At 31.7% G+C, this 22,361-nt stretch carries 25 protein-coding genes and 1 pseudogene; 17 read left to right on the forward strand and 9 right to left on the reverse strand.

Going from position 1 to position 22,361, the window contains the following annotated elements; translation table 11 throughout:
• Positions 1-88: 88 nt before the first annotated feature.
• The gene (locus tag AC1Q8M_RS07760) at positions 89-712 is read right to left on the reverse strand and encodes a TetR/AcrR family transcriptional regulator (protein WP_139213227.1); all 624 of its coding nucleotides are present in this window, start codon (positions 710-712) and stop codon (positions 89-91) included.
• Positions 713-833: 121 nt separating this feature from the next.
• Here AC1Q8M_RS07760 and AC1Q8M_RS07765 point away from each other — a divergent pair, with 121 nt between their 5' ends.
• On the forward strand, positions 834-3,065 hold the full coding sequence (locus tag AC1Q8M_RS07765; RefSeq protein WP_098361407.1) for an MMPL family transporter: 2,232 nt from the start codon (positions 834-836) through the stop codon (positions 3,063-3,065).
• A gap of 47 nt (positions 3,066-3,112) precedes the next feature.
• On the opposite strand, the gene AC1Q8M_RS07770 is transcribed toward AC1Q8M_RS07765, so the two are convergent.
• Positions 3,113-3,295: a DUF4021 domain-containing protein gene (locus AC1Q8M_RS07770; protein ID WP_001060657.1), complete on the reverse strand. Its 183-nt coding sequence runs from the start codon at positions 3,293-3,295 to the stop codon at positions 3,113-3,115.
• Between the two features lie 200 nt (positions 3,296-3,495).
• Here AC1Q8M_RS07770 and catA point away from each other — a divergent pair, with 200 nt between their 5' ends.
• From catA to AC1Q8M_RS07790, 4 genes are all read left to right on the forward strand, one after another.
• Positions 3,496-4,146: a type A chloramphenicol O-acetyltransferase gene (gene catA / locus AC1Q8M_RS07775; protein WP_097996641.1), complete on the forward strand. Its 651-nt coding sequence runs from the start codon at positions 3,496-3,498 to the stop codon at positions 4,144-4,146.
• A gap of 339 nt (positions 4,147-4,485) precedes the next feature.
• Positions 4,486-5,010, forward strand: a complete 525-nt coding sequence (locus AC1Q8M_RS07780; protein WP_098361406.1) for a GNAT family N-acetyltransferase — start codon at positions 4,486-4,488, stop codon at positions 5,008-5,010.
• Positions 5,011-5,047: 37 nt separating this feature from the next.
• Positions 5,048-5,986, forward strand: coding sequence for a GNAT family N-acetyltransferase (locus AC1Q8M_RS07785; RefSeq protein ID WP_098400674.1), 939 nt, complete (start codon positions 5,048-5,050; stop codon positions 5,984-5,986).
• Between the two features lie 154 nt (positions 5,987-6,140).
• Positions 6,141-6,650 carry a GNAT family N-acetyltransferase gene (locus tag AC1Q8M_RS07790; RefSeq protein WP_000405225.1) on the forward strand — a complete coding sequence of 170 codons (510 nt, stop codon included), beginning with the start codon at positions 6,141-6,143 and terminating at the stop codon, positions 6,648-6,650.
• 25 nt (positions 6,651-6,675) lie between these two features.
• Here the strand turns inward: AC1Q8M_RS07790 and AC1Q8M_RS07795 are convergent, their stop codons facing one another.
• Positions 6,676-7,563, reverse strand: a complete 888-nt coding sequence (locus AC1Q8M_RS07795) for a DMT family transporter (protein WP_000841797.1) — start codon at positions 7,561-7,563, stop codon at positions 6,676-6,678.
• Positions 7,564-7,733: 170 nt separating this feature from the next.
• On the opposite strand from AC1Q8M_RS07795, the gene AC1Q8M_RS07800 reads away from it, so the two are divergent.
• The 4 genes from AC1Q8M_RS07800 (at position 7,734) to AC1Q8M_RS07815 (ending at position 11,164) form a co-directional block, all read left to right on the forward strand.
• On the forward strand, positions 7,734-8,294 hold the full coding sequence (locus AC1Q8M_RS07800; protein ID WP_000581029.1) for a helix-turn-helix domain-containing protein: 561 nt from the start codon (positions 7,734-7,736) through the stop codon (positions 8,292-8,294).
• A 33-nt stretch (positions 8,295-8,327) separates the two neighbouring features.
• Positions 8,328-9,275 carry a hypothetical protein gene (locus AC1Q8M_RS07805; protein WP_098361405.1) on the forward strand — a complete coding sequence of 316 codons (948 nt, stop codon included), beginning with the start codon at positions 8,328-8,330 and terminating at the stop codon, positions 9,273-9,275.
• 170 nt (positions 9,276-9,445) lie between these two features.
• A complete protein-coding gene (locus AC1Q8M_RS07810; protein WP_000417698.1) occupies positions 9,446-9,595 on the forward strand; it encodes an aspartyl-phosphate phosphatase Spo0E family protein in 150 nt (49 codons plus the stop codon).
• A gap of 177 nt (positions 9,596-9,772) precedes the next feature.
• Positions 9,773-11,164, forward strand: a complete 1,392-nt coding sequence (locus tag AC1Q8M_RS07815; protein WP_000860346.1) for a protoporphyrinogen oxidase — start codon at positions 9,773-9,775, stop codon at positions 11,162-11,164.
• 55 nt (positions 11,165-11,219) lie between these two features.
• Here the strand turns inward: AC1Q8M_RS07815 and AC1Q8M_RS07820 are convergent, their stop codons facing one another.
• Positions 11,220-11,768: a hypothetical protein gene (locus AC1Q8M_RS07820; protein ID WP_000275232.1), complete on the reverse strand. Its 549-nt coding sequence runs from the start codon at positions 11,766-11,768 to the stop codon at positions 11,220-11,222.
• 311 nt (positions 11,769-12,079) lie between these two features.
• Here AC1Q8M_RS07820 and AC1Q8M_RS07825 point away from each other — a divergent pair, with 311 nt between their 5' ends.
• On the forward strand, positions 12,080-12,631 hold the full coding sequence (locus tag AC1Q8M_RS07825) for a GNAT family N-acetyltransferase (protein ID WP_000885398.1): 552 nt from the start codon (positions 12,080-12,082) through the stop codon (positions 12,629-12,631).
• A 43-nt stretch (positions 12,632-12,674) separates the two neighbouring features.
• On the opposite strand, the gene AC1Q8M_RS07830 is transcribed toward AC1Q8M_RS07825, so the two are convergent.
• On the reverse strand, positions 12,675-12,860 hold the full coding sequence (locus tag AC1Q8M_RS07830; RefSeq protein WP_000286203.1) for a cold-shock protein: 186 nt from the start codon (positions 12,858-12,860) through the stop codon (positions 12,675-12,677).
• Positions 12,861-12,946: 86 nt separating this feature from the next.
• Positions 12,947-13,150 (reverse strand): cold-shock protein CspD, encoded by a 204-nt coding sequence (gene cspD, locus AC1Q8M_RS07835; protein WP_000176366.1) that lies wholly within the window; start codon positions 13,148-13,150, stop codon positions 12,947-12,949.
• Positions 13,151-13,533: 383 nt separating this feature from the next.
• On the opposite strand from cspD, the gene AC1Q8M_RS07840 reads away from it, so the two are divergent.
• The 3 genes from AC1Q8M_RS07840 (at position 13,534) to AC1Q8M_RS07850 (ending at position 15,952) form a co-directional block, all read left to right on the forward strand.
• Positions 13,534-14,430: a CPBP family intramembrane glutamic endopeptidase gene (locus AC1Q8M_RS07840; protein ID WP_098361404.1), complete on the forward strand. Its 897-nt coding sequence runs from the start codon at positions 13,534-13,536 to the stop codon at positions 14,428-14,430.
• Positions 14,430-15,089 carry a nucleoside/nucleotide kinase family protein gene (locus AC1Q8M_RS07845; RefSeq protein WP_141533089.1) on the forward strand — a complete coding sequence of 220 codons (660 nt, stop codon included), beginning with the start codon at positions 14,430-14,432 and terminating at the stop codon, positions 15,087-15,089. The genes AC1Q8M_RS07840 and AC1Q8M_RS07845 overlap by 1 nt, the downstream gene beginning before the upstream one ends.
• A gap of 257 nt (positions 15,090-15,346) precedes the next feature.
• The gene (locus AC1Q8M_RS07850) at positions 15,347-15,952 is read left to right on the forward strand and encodes a PRK06770 family protein (protein WP_000853595.1); all 606 of its coding nucleotides are present in this window, start codon (positions 15,347-15,349) and stop codon (positions 15,950-15,952) included.
• 70 nt (positions 15,953-16,022) lie between these two features.
• Here AC1Q8M_RS07850 and AC1Q8M_RS07855 read toward each other — a convergent pair whose 3' ends face one another.
• Positions 16,023-16,889: a LysR family transcriptional regulator gene (locus AC1Q8M_RS07855; RefSeq protein ID WP_098400671.1), complete on the reverse strand. Its 867-nt coding sequence runs from the start codon at positions 16,887-16,889 to the stop codon at positions 16,023-16,025.
• A 129-nt stretch (positions 16,890-17,018) separates the two neighbouring features.
• Between AC1Q8M_RS07855 and AC1Q8M_RS07860 the strand changes: the two genes are divergently transcribed.
• Positions 17,019-18,062, forward strand: a complete 1,044-nt coding sequence (locus AC1Q8M_RS07860) for an aspartate-semialdehyde dehydrogenase (protein WP_000591711.1) — start codon at positions 17,019-17,021, stop codon at positions 18,060-18,062.
• 78 nt (positions 18,063-18,140) lie between these two features.
• Here AC1Q8M_RS07860 and AC1Q8M_RS07865 read toward each other — a convergent pair.
• Positions 18,141-18,571, reverse strand: a pseudogene (locus AC1Q8M_RS07865) (hypothetical protein).
• Positions 18,572-18,857: 286 nt separating this feature from the next.
• Here AC1Q8M_RS07865 and AC1Q8M_RS07870 point away from each other — a divergent pair.
• Complete coding sequence (locus AC1Q8M_RS07870; RefSeq protein WP_000285229.1) at positions 18,858-19,982, forward strand: C45 family autoproteolytic acyltransferase/hydrolase; 1,125 nt, start codon at positions 18,858-18,860, stop codon at positions 19,980-19,982.
• A gap of 63 nt (positions 19,983-20,045) precedes the next feature.
• Positions 20,046-20,297 carry a hypothetical protein gene (locus AC1Q8M_RS07875; protein ID WP_000936604.1) on the forward strand — a complete coding sequence of 84 codons (252 nt, stop codon included), beginning with the start codon at positions 20,046-20,048 and terminating at the stop codon, positions 20,295-20,297.
• Between the two features lie 96 nt (positions 20,298-20,393).
• Here the strand turns inward: AC1Q8M_RS07875 and AC1Q8M_RS07880 are convergent, their stop codons facing one another.
• Positions 20,394-21,296 (reverse strand): LysR family transcriptional regulator, encoded by a 903-nt coding sequence (locus AC1Q8M_RS07880; RefSeq protein WP_098400670.1) that lies wholly within the window; start codon positions 21,294-21,296, stop codon positions 20,394-20,396.
• Positions 21,297-21,452: 156 nt separating this feature from the next.
• Between AC1Q8M_RS07880 and AC1Q8M_RS07885 the strand changes: the two genes are divergently transcribed.
• On the forward strand, positions 21,453-22,142 hold the full coding sequence (locus AC1Q8M_RS07885) for an MOSC domain-containing protein (RefSeq protein WP_001263003.1): 690 nt from the start codon (positions 21,453-21,455) through the stop codon (positions 22,140-22,142).
• The last annotated feature ends 219 nt before the right edge of the window (positions 22,143-22,361 follow it).

Raw genomic sequence — 22,361 nt, forward strand, 5'->3', positions numbered from 1 at the left:
GTATAATCTGATTATTAGTATATAAATAAATTATAAAAGAGCATGTTTGAAAAAATTCAAACATGCTCTTTTATTAAAGCAAATCAGTTTAATATGAATGACCTAATCCGTTCCAATAAAAAGAAACGATTTCTTGTGATAATTCATCTATATTTGCAAGAATAGGATTGTGATTTTCATCTTTAAAATTCCCAATTGATAATAAAGATACGAAAGCATGAGCCGCAAATTTAGCGTTTCCTTTCGGGATTTCGCCGATGTGCATCGCATTATCGAGTGCTTTTTCTAGTACTTCATACATATTATCTTCAGCATTTTTTAATTCTTTCAATTGTTCTTCAGATAACGACAGTTTTGCATCTTTCATAAAATTTTTCATATCAATATCCATCGTTGCGTGTAAGTAAACTTTAGCGAAGTCTAATAATCTTTCTTCTAACGTTTTGTTTGTAGAGAGTATTTGAAACATATTCTCACGTATACGTACCATCATTTTGATCATAGTAGCAGTAAATAAATCGGCTTTTGTTGAATAGTAATAGTAGACAGTTGCTTTCGTAACACCACAAACTTTTGCGACCTCATCCATAGAAACGACTTGATAATTTTGTGTAAGAAATAAGCGGGTTGCTACTTCTAAAATGGTTTCTTTTGTAGATTTTGTATTTTTATTTTGACGCGGCCTTCCGAGAGGACGTTGTTTTTGTTCCAAATACATTCGCTCCTGACATTTATGATTGAGATAATTATAACATAATTTTCAATCATTCTTGATTAATTAACCGACCAGTATATATAATTAATAATGGAGGAAAAAAGGAAGGTGGGTTTTTATGAAAAAGCACCCGTTACATATGTTAGGGAGGCTTGTAGCAGGGAGAAATACGCAGTGGATCACTTTATCGGTGTGGATTCTTATTACATTATTACTTTCATTTACGTTACCACAAGTAAACAGTACGAAAGAACCGAATCCGAAAAATTTACCTGAAACAGCTATGTCACAGCAAGCGGAAGCGCTTATGAAAAAAGAGTTTCCGAATAATGCAGGGAATCCGTTGTTAGTAGTATGGTATAGAGATGGTGGATTACAGTCACAGGATTATAAACTCATACAAGATGTTTATAAGGAGTTAAAAGCTAGTCCTTTAAAAGAACAATCAACGTTACCACCATTTGATACAATCCCAGAGCAAGTATTATCAAAAAGTGCATCAAAAGATGGTACATCATTTGTTACACCGGTATTTTTTAATAAATCTGCTGGTACAGATATATTAAAAGGAAATCTTGAAGAGTTTAGAAAAATAGTGAATAGTAAGGTGGATGAAGATCCATTTAAACAAAAAATAAGTGAATCTGGTTTACATGTTCGATTATCAGGACCTGTAGGTATTCAAACGGATGCAGTTAGTTTATTTAGTCAAGCAGATGTGAAATTGTTAGTGGCTACTGTACTACTAGTGTTAGTTTTGTTAATTTTACTGTATCGTTCACCAATTTTAGCGATTTTACCTATACTTGTTGTTGGCTTTGCATACGGTATTATTAGTCCTACACTCGGTTTTTTAGCTGATCACGGATGGATTAAAGTAGATGCCCAAGCGATATCAATTATGACAGTATTATTGTTTGGCGCTGGAACGGACTATTGTCTATTTTTAATTTCGAGATATAGAGAGTACTTGTTAGAAGAAGAAAGTAAATATAAAGCATTACAACTTGCGATTAAAGCTTCTGGCGGTGCAATTATAATGAGTGCATTAACTGTTGTACTTGGATTAGGAACATTACTACTTGCTCATTATGGAGCCTTTCATCGATTTGCAGTACCATTTAGTGTTGCTGTATTTATAATGGGAATCGCTGCTTTAACGATTTTACCAGCACTATTATTAATATTCGGTAGGATTGCATTTTTCCCGTTTATACCGAGAACAACTTCAATGAATGAGGAGTTTGCAAGAAAGAAAAAGAGGGCTGTAAAAGTTGAAAAATCAAAAGGCTCCTTTAGTAAAAAACTTGGAGATATTGTAGTACGAAGACCGTGGACAATAATTATGCTAACTGTATTTGTATTAGGCGGATTGGCTTCATTCGTACCACGTATTCAATACACATATGACTTATTAGAGTCGTTTCCAAAGGATATGCCTTCTCGTGAAGGATTTACGTTAATTAGTGATCATTTCTCAGCTGGTGAACTAGCACCAATAAAAGTTGTTGTTGATACGAAAGGCAAAGAGCTTCCTATTAAACAAGAACTAGAGAAATTTTCTTTCGTAAATACAGTGAAAGAGCCAAAAGAGGGAAAAGAAAATAAGCAAATACAAATGTATGAAGTTTCTTTAGCGGAAAATCCATACTCAATTGAAGCGTTAGATCAAATTCCTAAATTGAAAAGTAGTATAGAAAAAGTATTAAAAGGTGCTGGGATTATTAATGCTAAAGATCAATTATGGATTGGTGGGGAAACAGCTTCATTATATGATACAAAGCAAATTACGGAACGTGATGAATCAGTAATTATTCCAGTAATGATTAGCATTATCGCTTTACTATTACTTGTCTACTTACGATCGGTTGTTGCGATGATTTATTTAATTGTAACTGTCGTTTTATCATTCTTCTCAGCGTTAGGAGCAGGATGGATATTACTTCATTACGGTATGGGTGCGCCGGCCATTCAAGGTGCGATACCGTTGTACGCATTCGTATTTTTAGTTGCTTTAGGTGAAGATTATAATATCTTTATGGTTTCAGAAATATGGAAAAACAGAAAGACACAAAATCACTTGGATGCAGTAAAAAATGGTGTAATACAAACAGGTAGTGTTATTACATCGGCTGGTTTAATTTTAGCAGGAACTTTTGCAGTGTTAGGTACACTTCCAATTCAAGTATTAGTTCAATTTGGTATTGTAACTGCAATTGGCGTATTACTAGATACGTTTATCGTAAGACCGTTACTTGTACCCGCGATTACAGTAGTTTTAGGCCGATTTGCTTTTTGGCCAGGTAAACTTTCAAGAAAGAGTGAAGAAATACAAAAGGTGGATGCATAGTTAAAAAAGCCAAGGATATTTTCCTTGGCTTTTTTCAATGTAGTTAATTAATTTTTTGAAGTCAAATCATCAGCTGCAGCGTGATCAGCATCTTCAATTGTTGTTTCGGGCATTCCGTATAAGCCGTTCATTGCTTGTTCTTCGATAGTAAGATTTGCAGTATTATTATTTTGAATAGATGTAGTGTTTTCAGTAACATTTTCTTTTTTATTCATATTTTTGTTATTCATGTATGTATCCTCCAAATTTCATTTGATTTATCTATAGTATGTGGATGGATTTCCAGAAATATGTGAATTGATTCTTACATATGTTATATAATTAAATGAATAATTAGGGTGAATTTTAAACTGTTAGGAGTGAACAATTATGGTGAAAGCAAGGGAATTAGCCTTCTAAAATAAAAAGAAAATTTTAGGAGGCTATTAGAATGAAGTTTCATGTAATTGATAGAGAAGATTGGAATAGAGAGCGGTATTTTGAGCATTATTTAAAGTTGAAATGTACATTTAGTATGACTGTGAATGTTGATATCACGATGTTATTAGAGGAAGTATATCAAAAGGGAATAAAATTTTATCCCGTTTTTATATATTTAATTTCTAGAGTAGTAAATAATCATAAAAAATTTCGAACATGTTTTAACGATGAAGGAGTTTTAGGCTATTGGGAGGAAATGATACCGAGTTATACAATCTTTCATAAAGCTGATAAGTCTTTTTCAAGTATATGGACGGATTATTCAAGTGATTTCCGCACTTTCTATAAAAAGTATGAAGACGATATGAGATACTATGCTAGTGTTCATGGTCTTTTCACGAAAGAAAATATTCCGCCTAATGTATTTCCGATTTCTAGCATACCTTGGACTAGTTTTACTGGATTTAATCTTAATATTAATAATGATGAAAATTTTCTATTGCCAATTATAACTTGTGGGAAATATTTTAACGAAGGAAACAAGGTTATGCTACCAGTTTCATTGCAAGTACATCATTCCGTTTGTGATGGATATGATGCGAGTAAATTTATAGAAGATTTACAGCAGTTAAGTAATACTTGCAATGAGTGGCTTAAGTAATATCTAATTTTTAATTATATAAAGTGAAACTTTAATCAGTGGGGGGGTTCAGCCCTCACCAATCGGGATTTTACGGGCAATTGATCCCCCACCTAACTTCTTTGCTTTCGCTGAATTTTGAGGTGGGGGTCTTACTGTCCGGCAAATAGCGGGATAAAATTGAACATGAATAAAAGAAGAGAACATGTTTATATTACATGGTCTCTTTTTATTATTCATTAATACTAAGTAACTGTGGAAAATATAGGGTGATTTGTAGTTTAATAGTAAAGAGAGTGATTAGTGTTAATTTTCTTAGTTTTTAAAAAGGATATAAATGTTTTAATAGGGGGGAGTAAAGTGAAATTTGTAAGCATTGAAAAAGAGGAGATCCTAATTGGGAATATGGCAAATTTGTATTGTAAAGTATTTGAGAAAACAAATTTCAATGAAATGATCAAGCGAATGAATAGGCATATAGAATATACAGGTTTTAAAGGTATAGTAGCAATAAATGATGAAAATGAAGTAGTTGGTTTTACTTATGGTTATCGCTCAATGGAGGGACAGTACTATAATCAATTAATGAGAGAAGCGTTACATCTAGGGCAAGTAGACGAATGGTTGCAAGATTGTTTTGAATTTGTAGAGTTAGCAGTTCACCCACAATATCAAAATAAAGGTCTTGGAACGAAATTACATAATAAATTACTAGAAGGAGTTTCAAATACAACGAGTGTTTTAACAACACAAATAAACAATGAAAAAGCACGTTCGTTATATGAAAGATTAGATTGGATAAATGTATTGGAGCCATTTCATCCAAGTAAAAATGATGTTCCATATGTAATAATGGGAAAAGCATTAAAAACAAAAGTGAATTGATAATTATGGCATTCACAAAAATTATTGGTTTGTAATAATGAAGGGGAAAACAACAATGATATCTATAGAAAAAGCTACAATTTTAGATGCTGAGAAATTAACAGAAATAATGAAAAGAACATTTGATGCAGAAGCAAAACAATGGCTATACGGCCAAGATGATGTCATTGATTATAACATTCAACCGCCAGGATATTCTTCAGTTGAAATGATGGAATATTCCATTGAAGAATTGGATTCTTTCAAAGTTGTAATGGATAAAGAAATAATCGGAGGGATAATAGTTACGATTTCTGGTAAGTCGTACGGTCGAATTGATCGTATTTTTTTAAATCCTGTTTATCAAGGAAAAGGCATTGGATCACATGTTATGAAATTAATAGAAAAGGAATATCCAAACATAAAGATTTGGGATCTCGAAACATCTAGTAGACAAATTAATAATCATCACTTTTATAAAAAGATGGGCTACCAAATGATTTTTGAATCGGAAGATGAGTATTGTTACGTGAAAAGAATAAAAACAAGCTCAAATAAAGAGAGTGTAGTTACAAATAAAGATATGAAAAATAGTCAATACGAAAACTGTAATTTAGCAAATACAGAGTATTATCAAGTGAATTTAAAAAACAGTTCATTTGTTGGTAGCAATATAATGAATACGAATATGAGTAATTGTAATGTAAGTCAATCAAAGTTTAGAAATATAAATTTTAGATGGTCATCATATGCAGATTTAAATCTTTCTGGTAGTAAATTTAATTTGGTGACTTTAGGTGGAGTGCAATTTAAAAATACAAGTCTCGGAGATGAGAAGGAACCTATTTTATTCGATAAATGTGATTTGGAAGGTAGCACCATAAGTAATAGTAATCTGAAAAATATTGAAATAGAAAATTGTGATATAGTCGGCATGAAACTAAATGGTATTCTGATCGAAAATTTGCTTAATTTATATAATAAAGTGAAAAGTTAACCATATAGATATAGTTGTTTATCTTTTTGGAAATTAAGTATTATATCGAAATAATTATGTAAAAATGACATAAAGAAATACGGGCGAGAAGGTCATTCATGAACGTTTCTAGAATACACACAAATATATTGTTATTTATATGGAGGAGAGAAAGATGGAGATCAATGTTAGAGCAGTAGAAATACAAGATGCTAGAGCAATTCATCGTATATGTATACAGGATGACGTTTTACCGTATATGGTTTTCTTACCTAGCATGCGTGTAGAAGCTATGGAAAATAGAATTCGAAATTTAGCACCAAATCAATTTGAATTTGTTGCAGAATATGATGGAGAAATTGTTGGATTTGTAGGTTTAACACAAAGTCCGGGCCGAAGATCTCATTCAGGCGATTTATTCATTGGGGTTGATAGTGAATATCATAATAAAGGAATTGGGAAAGCACTTCTTACGAAGATGCTTGATTTGGCTGATAATTGGTTAATGTTAGAGAGAGTAGAACTAGGTGTGTTAGAAACGAATCCAAAAGCAAAAGCTTTATATGAAAAATTTGGATTTGTAGAAGAGGGAGTAAAGATAGGGAATTTGAAAGCTCACGGAAAGTTTATTAATGAAATTATGATGAGTCGTTTTAGACCGGATGGTTTAATTGTACATAATTAGTAGTTAAAAGCATGACAGTATACTGTCATGCTTTTTTATTAGAATTTGGCTGTATTAAAAATAATACTAAACCAATAAAAATAACGGTAATTCCTAGTCCTTGTTGTAAAGAAATGGTCTCATGTAATATAAAGTACGCTAGTATACAAGTGCCAATTGTTTCACCTAAAATACTCATTGAAATTACAGTAGCACTTATCCATTTTAATAACCAATTAAAAATGGTTTGTCCTAAAATTGTAGCAATGAAAGCTAATCCAATAAAGCACAACCAAGTTTGTGTAGAGTAATGGATGAAAGATTCTTGTTGTGTGAAAGCAAATATGCCAAGAAAGCCAGCACTACTTCCATAACTAATTACCGAATATGGTATAAGTGACAAATCTTTACGAACGTGTTGGCTAATGAAAAAATAAGCAGTAATGATACCGGCAGCGATAAGTGCTAAAATATCTCCATATAAAGCTTCTCCACTAATTTGGAAATCTTGCCAGCCAATGATGATACTACCTGAAATAGCGATGAGGCAACCAATAACTGCTCCTTTCGTAAATCTCTCCTTAAATAAAAAATAACCACCAATCATTGAGAACAAAGGTTGTAACGTTACGATAACTGTAGAGCTTGCTACAGAAGTATATTGTAATGATTCAAACCATAGTACATAATGTGCAGCTAAAAATAGCCCAGATACGAATCCAAGTGCCCATTGTTTTTTCGTTAAAGTTTTTAGCTCATTTCGACTATTTTTATTAAATAGTAATAACGGTAACAGAATTAGTGTGGCAAAGAATAATCGGTAAAAAGCAATGATTGTCGCAGGAGCATCTGCCAATTTTACAAAAATAGCTGAAGTTGATAAGGCGAATACACCAAAAAATAAGATGCAATATGAAAGAATAGGTGATTTCAAAGTTTGTCCCTCCGATAGAATGTTTATTATAATAAACTTAATACGATATAATGTACAAAAGTAAGTATATAAGTCCCGGAGATAATAGGGAAGGGTTATTTGCCTTTGTTTAGTATGTCAGCACAAAGACAACGAAACATGCATTATGATGGACGAAAGGAAGTTTTACTGTGATACATGATAGGCTTGGACAAACGGTATTAAGTTATCGTAAGAAAAATAATATGACAATTCGTGAATTCGCTGATTATGCAGGGATTAGTACGTCGTTAATTAGCCAAATTGAAAGAGGACATGCTAATCCTTCTTTAAATGTTTTGGAATTAATTGCAAAAGCATTAAATGTACCGCTGTTTACACTTTTTATTAACGATATTGATACAGATTCACTCATTTCTAAGAAAAAAGATCGAAAAAAAGTATATCGGGAAAACAATGATCACATTGTATATGATGTATTAACACCTGATTTTATGAAAGCACGTATTGAAATGCTAATGATGGATTTAAATAAACAAGCAAACACAACAGAAAGCCATTATTCCCATGAAGATAAGGAAGAGATTGCTGTTATTATGAAAGGGGAAGTGTATGTGGAATTGGAGGGAAAAGAATATTTTTTAGAAGAAGGCGATGTTGTACGTATTCCACCGAATGTGAAGCATCGATTTTTGAATAAAAGTGATGAATCGAATCACATTTTATTTGTCCTGACACCATCTTTAGGATGAAAATATAGTGATTTTTATTAGGAGAGGAAGAAAATGGAAAACGATAGTATTTTAAAAGGCGGCCTTTCAATTATTTCTCAATGTAAAAAAGAAACAAATGATATTTGGCATGCACATTTTGGAGCAGCTGCAATTGCTAGTTATTTTTTTATGAAAGATAATAATATTGATGAAGAAACAGCTCGTAATATGTATTCGCAAACAAGGATGATGCTGAACAAGAAAAAAATTGGTGAGATGATTGATGATAAAAAAGAAATGAATTTTCAAATTGCGGAGAATATGATTATAAAATCTTTAGAACAAACGATTGATGAGCTTCATTGGGTGGGGCATAACGTCATTTATGCGTCATTGAGTTTATTAGCTATGAAAGAGCTACAAAAATGGGGTGATAATCAAGCAATTGAAGGGATTACTACTCTTATTTTATCATTTCGAAAAACAATTCCAGGTAGATCGTGGATTGGTTATACGACGAAAGAAGTAAAACAATTAAGTTTTGAAGATGAGATACAAAGTGAATTGAGTAATCCAACACAAGTATCTCAGTTCATTTTAAATGAGTTATCGAAATTTAATATTATTTATCGAGCGGAATCACATCATGATTTAATTGGGCATTTGCTTACATACTCCCACGCAATTAATATAATGTACGATTTAGGACATATAGATATATTTCAACGAGGGATACGTCCGCTGTTAAAACTAGTATACGTACTAAGAGCTAGCCAAAAGCTCAAGCTGAATACGGAAATAACTTTACACTCACCTATAGATCGATTACCTTTAATTCAATCTAAACGTGCAAATATTTTACCAACTGAAAATATATTTTGGATAAAAGACTATATTGAATTCGATTGGGATTTTGGTCATGTATTTAAATTCTCATATAGTTATTTTAATCATATACAGAGAGCTCCAAATTATAAAGATATCACATTAGAAAAATTCCGTTATGTTATTAATTCTTAATGAACGTTAATGATCTGTAAAAGGAAGTTTAATCTAGTTTCTTTTTTTGTTAGTAGTATATTATTTTTTCAAATATGTAAGATTTTACATGCGTATTTTACTTTTACTAATTATGTAAGTAGGCTATACTGAAATACATACATTTTATTTTTGGAGAGATGTAAAACGACATGGAACTAGCGAAATTGGAAAAAGTAATTGAAATAAAAAAAGAAGAACTTTTATATTTAGTATCGGATTATGGAATTCAACATGAAAAAGTATTGGCATTGAGTCAAGAACTAGACAAATTAATCAATTACTTTATGTTTTTAAAATAAAGAGAACTATGACGGGGTTTGTAAATGTTATAGTTCTTTTTTATTAGGTAATTTGAAAATATATTAAAATATATTGTCTAATTTCTTACAGAATGCGCAACTTGCTAGTCGAATATAAGGACTTTTGGTTATAATAAAAAGGAATTATTAATTGTATCGGTTAGGAGCGCAGCACATATGAAAACAGTTGTTGTTATCGGTGGAGGTATAACGGGACTTTCTACTATGTTTTATTTAGAAAAATTAAAAAAGGATTATAATATCGATTTAAATTTAATTCTTATTGAGAAAGAAGAGCATTTAGGTGGTAAAATCCATAGTGTGGAAGAAAAGGATTTCATTATGGAGTCAGGGGCGGATTCAATCGTTGCTCGTAATGAACACGTTATGCCACTTGTAAAAGATTTAAATTTAGAAAATGAAATGGTATATAATGAAACGGGTATTTCTTACATATATTCTGAAAACATGTTACATCCAATTCCTTCTGATACTATATTTGGGATACCGATGAGTGCCCGGTCGTTGTTTAGCAGTACGCTAGTCTCAACGAAGGGGAAAATCGTAGCTTTAAAAGATTTCATAACGAAAAATAAAGAGTTTACGAAAGATACATCACTTGCTCTATTTTTAGAAAGCTTTTTAGGGAAAGAGTTAGTGGAAAGACAAATTGCTCCTGTGCTTTCAGGCGTATATTCTGGTAAATTGAATGAGCTTACAATGGCATCTACATTACCGTATTTACTGGATTATAAAAATAAGTATGGAAGTATTATTAAAGGTTTTGAAGAGAATAAAAAACAATTTCAATCAGCAGGAAATAAAAAATTCGTATCATTTAAAGGTGGACTATCTACGATAATTAATCGCTTAGAAGAAGTGCTGACTGAAACTGTCGTAAAAAAAGGTGCTATAACGACGGCTGTAAGTAAACAAGAAGATCGATATGAGATTTCTTTTGCAAATCATGAAACAATACAAGCAGATTATGTTGTTTTAGCAGCTCCACATGATATAGCGCAAACTTTATTACAGTCTAATGAGTTAAATGAGCAGTTTAATACATTTAAAAACTCATCTCTTATTAGTATTTATTTAGGATTTGACATACTAGATGAACAACTACCAGCTGACGGTACGGGGTTTATTGTAACGGAAAACAGTGATTTACATTGTGATGCTTGTACATGGACAAGTCGAAAGTGGAAACATACATCGGGTAAACAAAAATTATTAGTTAGAATGTTTTATAAGAGTACCAATCCGGTATATGAAACAATCAAGGATTACAGTGAAGAAGAATTAGTACGAGTAGCTTTATATGATATTGAAAAGAGTCTCGGAATTAAAGGTGAACCAGAAGTAGTTGAAGTTACAAATTGGAAAGATTTAATGCCGAAATATCATTTAGAACATAATCAAGCGGTTCAAGCATTGCAAGAAAAAATGACAAATCTTTATCCAAATGTATATTTAGCTGGTGCCTCATATTACGGTGTTGGAATTGGTGCGTGTATTGGAAATGGAAAGAATATTGCCAATGAAATAATGGCTACATTAAATAAATAATACTGTAGAATAAATAAAAACTGTTCCTTCAGCAAAATGAAGGAACAGTTTTTATTTATTTTATTTGAATGGAAATTTTATTGTTTTTTACATTGTTTTCTTTTATTGTTAATGTTATTTCTCCAGATTCTTTAAATGAATACGGTGATAGTTGATAAATATCTTTTATATCATGTTTTTCTTGTAATTTACTTATCGGTATTAATACGATATTTGGCTTCCATGTTTCTTGTTTTCCTGAAGGATATTCTATAAGTATTACCGGATTTTTTAACTGCATTTTTTTCCAAGAGACGAAATATAGTTGAACTTCTGTATCTTTTTTTAATAATTCTTCGGAGAAATAACCGAATTCGCCTACATTACCGAAAACAGTGTAGTTTTGATTTTTTAATTTAATATCTAAATAACTAGGTTGATATGTTACTGCATGATAAGTTCCATATGAAAGTGAGAGTATGGCAGCGATTAAAATACCGATTGAAAATGTCTTAAAGCTATTGCCTTTAAAGTTAGTCATCATGAAAGAGTTTGGTGTGAATTTTTTTGCGAATAAAAAAATAAGTAATATGAGTAAGAGGGATAAGCCGATGAATATATACATAGGAAATTTACACCTCCACAATAAAATAATATATTAACTATATTTTACCATAAATGTATGGAGTAGGGTGGTTGTTTGGAAGGAGAAAATGAAGAAACAATTTTTTTTACAGTTCTTGATAATTTGAAATTCGATTTATGGAAATTATAGCGTAATGTTTGAGTAGTAATCAGAAGGTATCCAATTCTTGTATATAGAATAAAGAGGGAATGCGTCATTAGAAATGTTTGATTTATGGAACAATAAGGACTTTAGTAATTATAAATATTTTTTCTGATATAATGAATGAGTAGAGAGAAAGGAGTGATCCTATGGCATTTCCTATATTAGAAACAGAACGCTTACGTTTAGTTGAAATAGAACAATCTTATTGTCAAAAAATATATGAAATCTTTTCATTGGATGAAGTAACGTGTTATTACGGTATGAATTCTTTTACGGAGTTTGGACAAGCTTCACGTATGATCGAATCTTTTTCGAAAAATTACTTTGAAAAAAAGGCAATACGATGGGGAATTGTGTTAAAAGAAACGAACGTTTTAATAGGAACAATTGGACTAAACAATTTACAATTATGGAGTAAACGATCTGAGATTGGATATGACCTGCATCCTCGTTATTGGGGAAATGGTTATGCGTCAGAAGCGGCTCGAGAAATTATTGATTATGGGTTTAAAGATTTGGGTTTGTTTAGAATTGGAGCTATTACATATCCTGAAAATGTTACTTCTTGTAGAATGTTATCTAAAATCGGCTTTCAAAAGGAAGGTCTATTGCGCGGATATATTCATCAAGGAAATAAGCAACACGATGCATTATTGTATTCTATAGTGCGAACTGATATTGAGGACATAAATTTATAATAAAAAAAACCTCTTAATTAAAAGAGGTTTTTTTTATTATAAATTAACCTAATTTAGGTAATAAACGTTCTCCGCTTTTCATGCTACTTTTACATAAAGGGCATTTAGGCTCTTCTTCAAATGAAAAGTTCTTTCTCATCCATCCTAAACAATCCTCTGATTCACATTCCCAAACAGGGGTTTGTTCTGGTGGTACTTCTGCTACATCGTTCTTTCGATTGCGATACATGTAACCACTCCTTTTATGTAAAAAATTTTAGTTATATATTAAAAAGGTTGTTAACCTTGCTGGTAACAACCTTTTTATTGTTTGAATTATAGCTTTACAACGTTTTTAGCTTGAGGTCCGCGGTTACCTTCTTCAACTTCGAAGCTAACTTCTTGACCTTCGTCAAGAGACTTGAAGCCGTCGCCAGTGATAGCTGAGAAGTGAACGAATACGTCGTTACCGTCTGCAACTTCGATGAAACCGAAACCTTTTTCGCTGTTAAACCATTTTACTTTACCTGTTAATGTCATGGTAATGCCTCCTAAAAGTAGAAAAATTACAATATGATCGGCCTTATTTGAATGAAAATAAAAGTTCACATATTATCAAAAACCCATAAGGAGTACAAAATGTCCCTGATTGATACTTGATAATATGCAAAGAAAATATAGTGTTAAATTGACCTTAATTACTATCTTACAACAAATGGTGGGAAATAGCAAGTGCTGGTAATACCACTGACTAATCTGGGTGATAATAGTAAAGGCACAAAGGCATCTCTTTTAGTTATATATTATTCCTAATTTGAATTTATTCCAAACAAAAATCATTTATATGAAAAAATAAGTTTAAATAGAAGGCTAAATATTATTTTAATATTGCTGATGCGTACCATAATTAGGAGGATAGAATATTGCAAAATAAACAATTTAAAATAATTGAAGCAGCAAAAGAAGGAAGAAGAAAAGTTCATCCTGTTTTTGCTGTCATACTCGCGATTATATTTTTAACTTTAGGTGAATTATTTATGTTGTTTATGCTGATTTTACCGAAAGCAGAAACAACTTTTATGAAGGCGATTTATAGCGACATTGAGATGATATTAACGTTTGGCGGCGCAATATTTTTTGTGTTTTTATGGATTAGATTTGTAGAGAAAAGATCATTTTCATCCATTGGTTTTTGGAGAAATCAATGGATAAGAAAATATTTGAGAGGTACATTAATAGGATTTGTTTTCATTTCAATACCAGTAATTTTACTCCTATTAGCAGGAGTTGTAACATTACAAATACAAAAAATTACATTAACCGCTATATTGGGTATTGTAGGTTCTTTAGTTGCATTTTTAATACAAGGGGCAACGGAAGAAATTATTGTACGAGGTTGGTTATTCCCGGTTCTTTCTGTTAGAAGTCGTATATGGGTTGGGATTGTTGTGACATCTTTCTTATTTGGTTTTCTTCATTTACTTAATCCAGGTATTACAATTCTTTCAATATCGAATATAATATTAGTTGGTGTATTTGCAGCTTTTTACGTTTTAAAAGACAGTAGTCTGTGGGGGATTTGCGCATGGCATTCCATTTGGAATTGGGCACAATATAACGTCTACGGTTTTGCAGTTAGCGGGATGACCATATATTCAACTCCGCTATTTAAACCTGCAACAAATGGCCCCGAATTCCTTCATGGAGGCACGTTCGGAATTGAAGGTAGTATCATTACAACAATCATGCTCGCTATTGCTTCAATTGTTTTATGGAGAAAGTTATGGGGAAGAAAAGTGAAACAACGAAATTTTAGTTAATGAAAGAGGGAGAAACTATGGGGATAATAGCATTTGAGGGAGCAAGCGCTGTTGGTAAAAGTACCACGTGCCGTGAATTAGAAAAGAATTATGGTGCTTATATAATACCTGAAGTGAATTCTTTATTTGAAAGGCCAAAAAATGAACATAGAACATGGTATTTTGAAAAACAAGTTGAGCGCTGGAATATAGCTGTTCAGAAGTCGGAGCAATATGAATTCGTAATACTTGATGGGGATATGTATCAACCACTTAGTTATAATTGGTGTTTTCATTTTGATATATTTAATCAGCCATTATCTTTAATAGAAAATTTTTATAAAGAAAAGATGGTAAATAGGGAAATTGGTTTTCCGGATCAATATTTTTATTTATATACGAACGATGAAGAACTTAGAAAGCGGAAAGTATATGATGAAACGAAAAGAAGGAGAAACTTTGAAAAACATTTACATATATCAAAATCGTTTCAGCGTTATTATGAAAATTTAAATACTGTTACAGATGGGTATTGTAAATTAATTGAGGCGAAAAGTGTAAAATCGAATGAAATAGAAATTGTAAATAATTTAAACAGTTTAAATGTTTGTGAAGAAAGACGTTTTGATGTTTCGAGGTTAGATGCTATTACGAAGTGGTTAAAAGAAAATCGTGCATAAAGTAAAAACAACGAGTGTTGTAGAACGCGCTCGTTGTTATTTTGCTTCTTTATAAATATAAAGGAAAAATTTGTAGAATACTTTCAATATTTAACAGAATAATCTTTCAATTTTAAAGAAAAAGAAATACAATATGAGAAAGTATATATAAATAATATGATAGGGGATGGGATGCGATATTTTAAATGAAGTAACAGTTTTTATATAAAAAATAATTAGGTAGTCAGAACAGAGATATTTGGGAGGAAACAAGCGAGATGAAAACACTATTTAAAATAATCGGTATTCTAGCTGGTATGGCGGTAATCGGAGTAGGTTTAACATATGGTATGCTGCATTATTTAAATAATAGTAAAACAGCTGCGAAAAAGGCATCACCAGCTGCTCCAGCAGTAGAAGTACTAGCTGATAGTAACGTAAAAGCAGAAAATGCAAAGCTTTTAGAAAATGGCAATTATTCATTGCCGAATAGTGGTTTTAATAAAAATTTTAAATGGACAGATGAGAACATACAGACAGCATTACATGAAATGGCACATCAAAAAGCGAAAGCTGATCAAAAATGGGGCTATATTTTTATTACACAAGAGCGGATTGAAAGCTTAATTGATATTGTAAAGAGTAATGATCTTGTACAGGGAAGTACATATGTAGAAATTTTAGAACGATGGAAACAAGGAAAATATGAAAAAGTTGATGCAGATCACAATAAGATTTGGAAATTACAAAGTGGGAATTTAGGAGAAGGAAAAGGAGTAATGTCGGAAGCTGAGCAAAAAGAATTAATTAATCAAGTGTTTATGAACAAAGGTACATATTCAGGGAGTAAATTAATTGCAGGTGGCGGACAGACTAATAAATAATATACTAATTAATGTAAGAGAGTAATTGCTTATTAGGCAATTACTCTTTTTATATGTACTTCTTAATATCTTAATCTCGTTCAAGTAAGGAAAGAAACGACTGTAACACCGGGGAAATCCATCTGGATTTATGATAGATTACATGACTTTGAATAACGGATGGAGTTTCGATAGGCTGAAAACATAGTTGTACTTTTTGACAACTTTCCTTTACAACGATATAAGGAAGAATTGAAATGCCTAACTCACACATGACGGATTGTTTAATGACTTCAACATTGGAAGTTTCAAATGTTTTAGCTGGAATATTTCCGCTTTGACGTAAAAAACGATCTACCATTGTCCTATAGCCGCAACTTTGTTCTGTAAAAATGAACTGAGTTTCCTGTAATAACTGGAATGGATTTGTATGTGCAGCGGAATAAGCTGGTAAAATCCATCCAAATGTTTCATTACTAAAAGTACGCGTAATAAAATCATTATGTTCTATACTTTCTCCAATTATGAAGACAACGTCTGTTTCTCCTTCACGTAATTTTTGTAATGCTTGTTCATTTGTGTTTGTTTCAAGTACGATATTTACTTTCGGATTTTTCTGTTTGTAAGTACGTAATAATTGTGGTAATCGGTATACCGCTAATGATTCATTAGATGTAATACTTAATGTACCTTCTAAATAATCTGTATTTTGGGGGATTTCTTGCGCTTTTTCATATATTGAAAGTAATTCTAATGCATAAGGATGAAATTGATGACCTGCTTTTGTAAGTAGCACTTTTTTCCCTAACCGATCGAAAAGAGGAATATGTAAATCGTTCTCTAAAGCTTTCATATGTGCTGTAACAGTAGATTGCGCATAACCTAGCGCGTGCGCAGCTTTAGAAAAATTACCATACTTCACAATGGCGCAAAATGTTTTAACATGTCTCATTTCCATAAGCGATCCCTCTTTTATTATCATGATTTGTGAATGATTATATCATGTATTTTAATTTTCCAAATGATTAAATTCTGTATAAAATGAAATTGTAGAAATATTCATTCAGGTGATATTGGAGGAGAAAAGATGATCAAAAAGGGCTATCATGTAGCTGTTGTTGGGGCTACAGGTGCGGTAGGGCAAAAAATTATTGAACTGTTAGAGAATGAAATGAAGTTTAATATAGTTGAAGTTACATTGCTTTCGTCAAAACGATCCGCTGGTAAGAAAGTAAGATTCAAAGGACGAGAGATAATTATACAAGAGGCAAAAACAACTAGCTTTGAAGGTGTAGATATTGCCTTTTTTAGCGCTGGGGGAGAAGTATCTAGACAATTTGTAACTCATGCAGTTTCTAGTGGTGCGATTGTAATTGATAACACAAGTGAGTACCGAATGGCACAAGGTGTACCGCTCGTTGTTCCGGAAGTGAATGCGCACACTTTAAAACAGCATAAAGGTATCATTGCAGTTCCAAATTGTTCAGCATTACAGATGGTAACAGCACTTCAGCCGATTCGAAAATCATTTGGTTTAGAAAGAATTATCGTTTCAACATATCAAGCTGTATCGGGTTCTGGCATTCATGCGATTCATGAATTACGAGAGCAGGCTAAGTCTATACTTGCAGGTGAAGAAGTGAAGAGTGATATATTACCGGTGAAAAAAGATAAAAAACATTATCCAATAGCATTTAATGTACTGCCTCAAGTAGATGTATTTACAGACAATGATTTTACTTTTGAAGAAGTCAAAATGATTCAAGAAACGAAGAAAATATTAGAAGATGAAAACCTGAAAATGGCAGCTACTTGTGTACGTGTTCCAGTTGTATCGGGGCATTCAGAATCGGTTTATATAGAACTGGAAAAAGAAGCAAGCGTTGCGGAAATCAAGGAAATACTAATGGATGCACCAGGTGTTATTTTGCAGGATAACCCTAGTGAACAGCTGTATCCAATGCCATTATATGCAGAAGGGAAAATAGATACATTTGTCGGAAGAATACGTAAAGATCCTGATACGCCAAACGGATTTCACCTCTGGATTGTTTCCGATAACCTATTAAAAGGTGCGGCTTGGAATTCAGTTCAAATCGCAGAGACTTTAGTGGAAAAGGGGATACTTTAATATAGTTTAAAAAACTGGGGAATCGTTAATGATTCCCCAGTTTTTATTTCATAATTGTTTTCTTTATTTCGGCCAACTTTAATTAAAATTAGTCGTTATTGAATTTTTATAAATATCTACTTTATGTGCAGTGAAGCGTAAAGTTTTGGATTCTGCATGAATTGTAAGATTAATAATAATCGATAACGGCATTTCGACCGTTTTCACAATATCTTCTATAGCAATATACTCATTTTTTGTTTCCTATAATAAACAACAGAACGAATTACGGCCTCGTCACCTTCAATATCAATTTCACACATCATAGGGAATTTTTCACCATTATGTAAGAATAATTCGCCTAGTACGATTGAACCGTTTAATTCTTCTGTAAAATTAGTAGTTGCCGCTGGTTTTACCCATGTTTCGTCATGTTCTTCGTTTTCCTCTTCATCTATTGCCCATTCCCAAATGGGGTTTTGTTTTAGGTCCTCAATAGTTAATTTATCAATTGGTTTGCAACTACTCATACATAAATTCTCCTTTTATTTTGATAAATAAGTTTTTTGATTTCATGAATTAGATGATTGCTTATAAGTGGGTTTAACAAAGTATTTTGCTCATTTGATATCCAAACTACTTTATTTTGAAATAAAGCTATTACAGCAATATTAACAAAACTTTAATTGTCTAGTAAATAATTATTAGTGGAGATATTAAAATGGGATGGTGTTAAAGAAAGATAGTAAAAAACATCAAGGATGAATGAAACCCATTTGGTACGATATGGATATATCCAATGTGAGGGGGAGTTTGATGTATCAAGTAAAGGGGTATTTTTCATCATTAAAAGGAAGTTATTATGAGATTGGAAAGCAACAAGGGGAATTCGTGAAACAAAATCCGTATCTTATCCCGCAATTTATACACGAAGAAAATGTAATATCTAATAACCATTGGACAGAATCGAGAAATATACTAAACAAACATTGTCCAGGCATAAATGAAGAAATTGAGGGGTTTTGTGAAGTGTTAAAAATTCCTTCAAAAAATATGATGTATTACTATCAAACACTATTGAAAGCAGGTTGTAGTCATTGTGCAGTATTACCTAAAAAGACCGATTTAGAGCACACATATGTATTAAGGAATTATGATTTGTCACCAGTAATAGATGATATGCGTTTTTGTTCAACTCATGTTGAAGGTGCGTATGCACATAGTGGCTTTTCTACTCAATATTTTGGCCGAACGGAAGGGATAAACGAGCATGGATTAGCTGTTACATTTTCAGCATGTGGTCAACCAGTAGGAAATATTGCAGGTTTAAGAAAGCCAATGGTGAGTGGTTTACAATGTTTTGCGGTAATTCGATTGTTGTTGGAGAAATGTAAAAATGTGCAGGAAGCTAAGTTACTAATAGAAGAAATCCCAATTGCTAGTAATATTAATTTAATAATAGCTGATCCTTTAAATGCAGCATATATTGAAATATTTGACGGTCATAAATCCACAATAACGATTGATGGTGAAAAACAAGCTTTTATTGTATCAACAAACCATGCAGTTAGTTCATCAATTCAGAAATTAAATAATAGGAAATTAGAACAATCAACAAAGAGATATCACCTTTTACATGAGCATTTAAATAGATGTGAACAAGTAAGCATAGAGTCTTTAAAAAAGTTAGTAGAAGAAGAATATCCTGCTGGACTTACTGTGCATAACTATGAAGAATGGTTTGGAACTTTACATTCTGTATTATTCGATTTACATGATCGTACAATGAAGATTTGTTTCGGATCACCACTTTTAAACGACTGGTATTCATTGAAAGTTGGAGGAAATATGCCGTTTTCTGAGGTGAACGTGAACTTTAAAAATAAAACTTATACTGACTTTTGGAAGGAAGATAAGAATGAATTGATACCTAAAAGATAAATGGGATAAGATGGTGATGTAAAGAGTGCATTTATACTGGAGGGATTATCAATACTAAAAGTTATGTTACCATTTGTTCTTATCTTTTTTCTTGTTATTGCGATGTATATTGCTTATCAAAAGAGAAAAAAGTCTGGGATAAAAGGATTGAAAAGTGCGGTAACTTCTATTTGCTTCTTTTCACTTGCAATCTTAAATATGTTTGCATATTGGTTTCATTTTGGCGGTGCTTTTACATGGTTATTTTCAATTGTATTATTGCTAGTTGGTGCATATTTTACTAAATATATTCCAATATCTAAAAAGGTACATTAAAGTTTATAAGAGTTAAATATAATGTTTACTTTGTTTTGAAAAGAGATTATTCTACTAAATTGTTGTGAAACGGTTTCATAGGATAATCTCTTTTGTTTAGTTTTGGAAAGAACGTACTGTGATTTTTAGTTGCTCAATAAATTCTCGAGTTGCAGCACACATATATTTATCTTTTCTATAAATTAGCCCTATTTCAATTATTGGAGTAGGGTTTTCTATTTTAATAGCTTGAATGTTTTTATTTTGTAAAAAGTCTATATATGGTTTGGGTAAAACTGTAATTCCCATTCCTTTGGAAACCATTTGGATTAAAGATTCCATCGTGCTAATTTCTAAAATTGGTCTTGGTTTAAAGTTGAATTTTTGGCAATGAGATGTAATTAGTTCGGTTAAAAAGAAATTTTTAGGTAAAAGAATTAAAGGGTAGTTCTGTAATTCAGCAATAGATACATGATTACGTTCAGCTAATCGATGACCAGTGGGCACGACTAATGTAAGATCGCTTTTGTATAGAGGGATAGAGATAATCTCTTTATCTTGCACCGGGAGAAATGTAATTCCAATATCTAGTTCGTTTCGTAATAATTTTTCACGAATATCTCCTGTGCGAAGCCCTAATACAGAAAGCTCTATATTGGGATATAAATTATTGAAATTTAAAATAGTTAGTGGTAGTAAATAATTTAGGACGGTTAACAAAGCCCCTATTGTTAAGGAACCTTGCTGTAATCCGTTTAGGTCTTGAATAGCTGAACGAGCTTGTTCGACTTCATGAAAAATGATTTTACTATGTGATAATAAAATCTTTCCTGCTTCAGTTAAAGATATTTTTTTACCAATTCGATCGAAAAGTGGCATTCCTACTTCATGCTCTAATGCACGTATTTGTTGACTTAGAGAAGGCTGTGAAATATTTAATTTCTCAGCTGCTTTTGTGAAATGTAATTCTTTTGAAACAGCTAAAAAGTATTCAAGTTGTCGTAATTCGATTGGAATCACCTCAAGTATAATAATAGGTTATACCTATCATTATTATATAAATAATTGAATTGAACAATGATTTTAGAGGTTTTATAATCATTTTTATATAACAGAGAGGGTTGTAAAAATTAATTGAGAGAAAATACATGTAACACCTTTAAAGGAGGAAATAGAATGGCTAATGAATATCAATTATTATCTTTAAATATAGGATTACCAAAAGAGGTTACATACGGTGGAAAGGTAGTTCATACAGGCATAAATAAGAAACAAGTAAAGGAACCGGTATATTTATCCTTTGTAAAATTTAATGGGGATGGACAAGCTGACTTAGTTCATCATGGAGGAGTAGATAAAGCAGTTTGTGTTTATACTGGTGATCACTATCCATACTGGGAAAAAGAATTGAATCAAGATCTTGTATATGGGGCTTTCGGAGAAAATATAACAGTTAGTGGTATGAGCGAAGAGGATGTTTGTATTGGTGATACATTTGAGCTAGGACAGGCAATCGTACAGGTAACACAACCAAGGCAACCTTGTTTTAAATTAGCAAAAAAATATAATATTCCAAAGTTACCACTATATTTTCAAGAAACAGGATATACAGGATTTTATTTTCGTGTATTAAAAGAAGGATGGGTATCATCAGTCGACACCTTAAAAAGACTACAGTCTGATCCAAAAGGTGTTTCAGTAGCATTCGCTAACCGTATTATGCATAAGGAAAAACAAAATATTGAAGGGGTAAAAAGGATATTAGAAGTAAATGCACTTTCAAATAGTTGGAGAAAGTCTTTTGAAAAGCGTATAAGTGGAGAAGAAATTAATACGAAGGAAAGACTTGAAGGGATAAAAGAATAAAAATATTTTATTATAAATAGTGTATTTCTATTAGTAAAAGCTAATTAGAAAGCGCTATTTTTATAAAATAAACTAATTAATATCCGAAAATCTTAATATTTTTTTATTCGACTTATTTTCAAATAGTCGAAACATAAAATTAATTAGACTTTTTTTTTATGTTTTATGATAGTATATTGATTGGTAAGACCTCTATTTTTAAGAGTAGGTCATATAAGT

This window comes from Bacillus sp. GW823-FHT06A10 (genome assembly GCF_058795375.1).

What these genes read in the sequence shown, in the direction of transcription:
- AC1Q8M_RS07765 (WP_098361407.1), top strand. Translation starts at nt 834, where the DNA reads ATGAAAAAGCACCCGTTACATATGTTAGGGAGGCTTGTAGCAGGGAGA.
- AC1Q8M_RS07770 (WP_001060657.1), bottom strand. Translation starts at nt 3,295, where the DNA reads ATGAATAACAAAAATATGAATAAAAAAGAAAATGTTACTGAAAACACT.
- catA (WP_097996641.1), top strand. Translation starts at nt 3,496, where the DNA reads ATGAAGTTTCATGTAATTGATAGAGAAGATTGGAATAGAGAGCGGTAT.
- AC1Q8M_RS07785 (WP_098400674.1), top strand. Translation starts at nt 5,048, where the DNA reads ATGAAGGGGAAAACAACAATGATATCTATAGAAAAAGCTACAATTTTA.
- AC1Q8M_RS07790 (WP_000405225.1), top strand. Translation starts at nt 6,141, where the DNA reads ATGGAGATCAATGTTAGAGCAGTAGAAATACAAGATGCTAGAGCAATT.
- AC1Q8M_RS07805 (WP_098361405.1), top strand. Translation starts at nt 8,328, where the DNA reads ATGGAAAACGATAGTATTTTAAAAGGCGGCCTTTCAATTATTTCTCAA.
- AC1Q8M_RS07810 (WP_000417698.1), top strand. Translation starts at nt 9,446, where the DNA reads ATGGAACTAGCGAAATTGGAAAAAGTAATTGAAATAAAAAAAGAAGAA.
- AC1Q8M_RS07815 (WP_000860346.1), top strand. Translation starts at nt 9,773, where the DNA reads ATGAAAACAGTTGTTGTTATCGGTGGAGGTATAACGGGACTTTCTACT.
- AC1Q8M_RS07820 (WP_000275232.1), bottom strand. Translation starts at nt 11,768, where the DNA reads ATGTATATATTCATCGGCTTATCCCTCTTACTCATATTACTTATTTTT.
- AC1Q8M_RS07825 (WP_000885398.1), top strand. Translation starts at nt 12,080, where the DNA reads ATGGCATTTCCTATATTAGAAACAGAACGCTTACGTTTAGTTGAAATA.
- AC1Q8M_RS07830 (WP_000286203.1), bottom strand. Translation starts at nt 12,860, where the DNA reads ATGTATCGCAATCGAAAGAACGATGTAGCAGAAGTACCACCAGAACAA.
- cspD (WP_000176366.1), bottom strand. Translation starts at nt 13,150, where the DNA reads ATGACATTAACAGGTAAAGTAAAATGGTTTAACAGCGAAAAAGGTTTC.
- AC1Q8M_RS07845 (WP_141533089.1), top strand. Translation starts at nt 14,430, where the DNA reads ATGAAAGAGGGAGAAACTATGGGGATAATAGCATTTGAGGGAGCAAGC.
- AC1Q8M_RS07850 (WP_000853595.1), top strand. Translation starts at nt 15,347, where the DNA reads ATGAAAACACTATTTAAAATAATCGGTATTCTAGCTGGTATGGCGGTA.
- AC1Q8M_RS07855 (WP_098400671.1), bottom strand. Translation starts at nt 16,889, where the DNA reads ATGGAAATGAGACATGTTAAAACATTTTGCGCCATTGTGAAGTATGGT.
- AC1Q8M_RS07860 (WP_000591711.1), top strand. Translation starts at nt 17,019, where the DNA reads ATGATCAAAAAGGGCTATCATGTAGCTGTTGTTGGGGCTACAGGTGCG.
- AC1Q8M_RS07870 (WP_000285229.1), top strand. Translation starts at nt 18,858, where the DNA reads ATGTATCAAGTAAAGGGGTATTTTTCATCATTAAAAGGAAGTTATTAT.
- AC1Q8M_RS07875 (WP_000936604.1), top strand. Translation starts at nt 20,046, where the DNA reads ATGTTACCATTTGTTCTTATCTTTTTTCTTGTTATTGCGATGTATATT.
- AC1Q8M_RS07885 (WP_001263003.1), top strand. Translation starts at nt 21,453, where the DNA reads ATGGCTAATGAATATCAATTATTATCTTTAAATATAGGATTACCAAAA.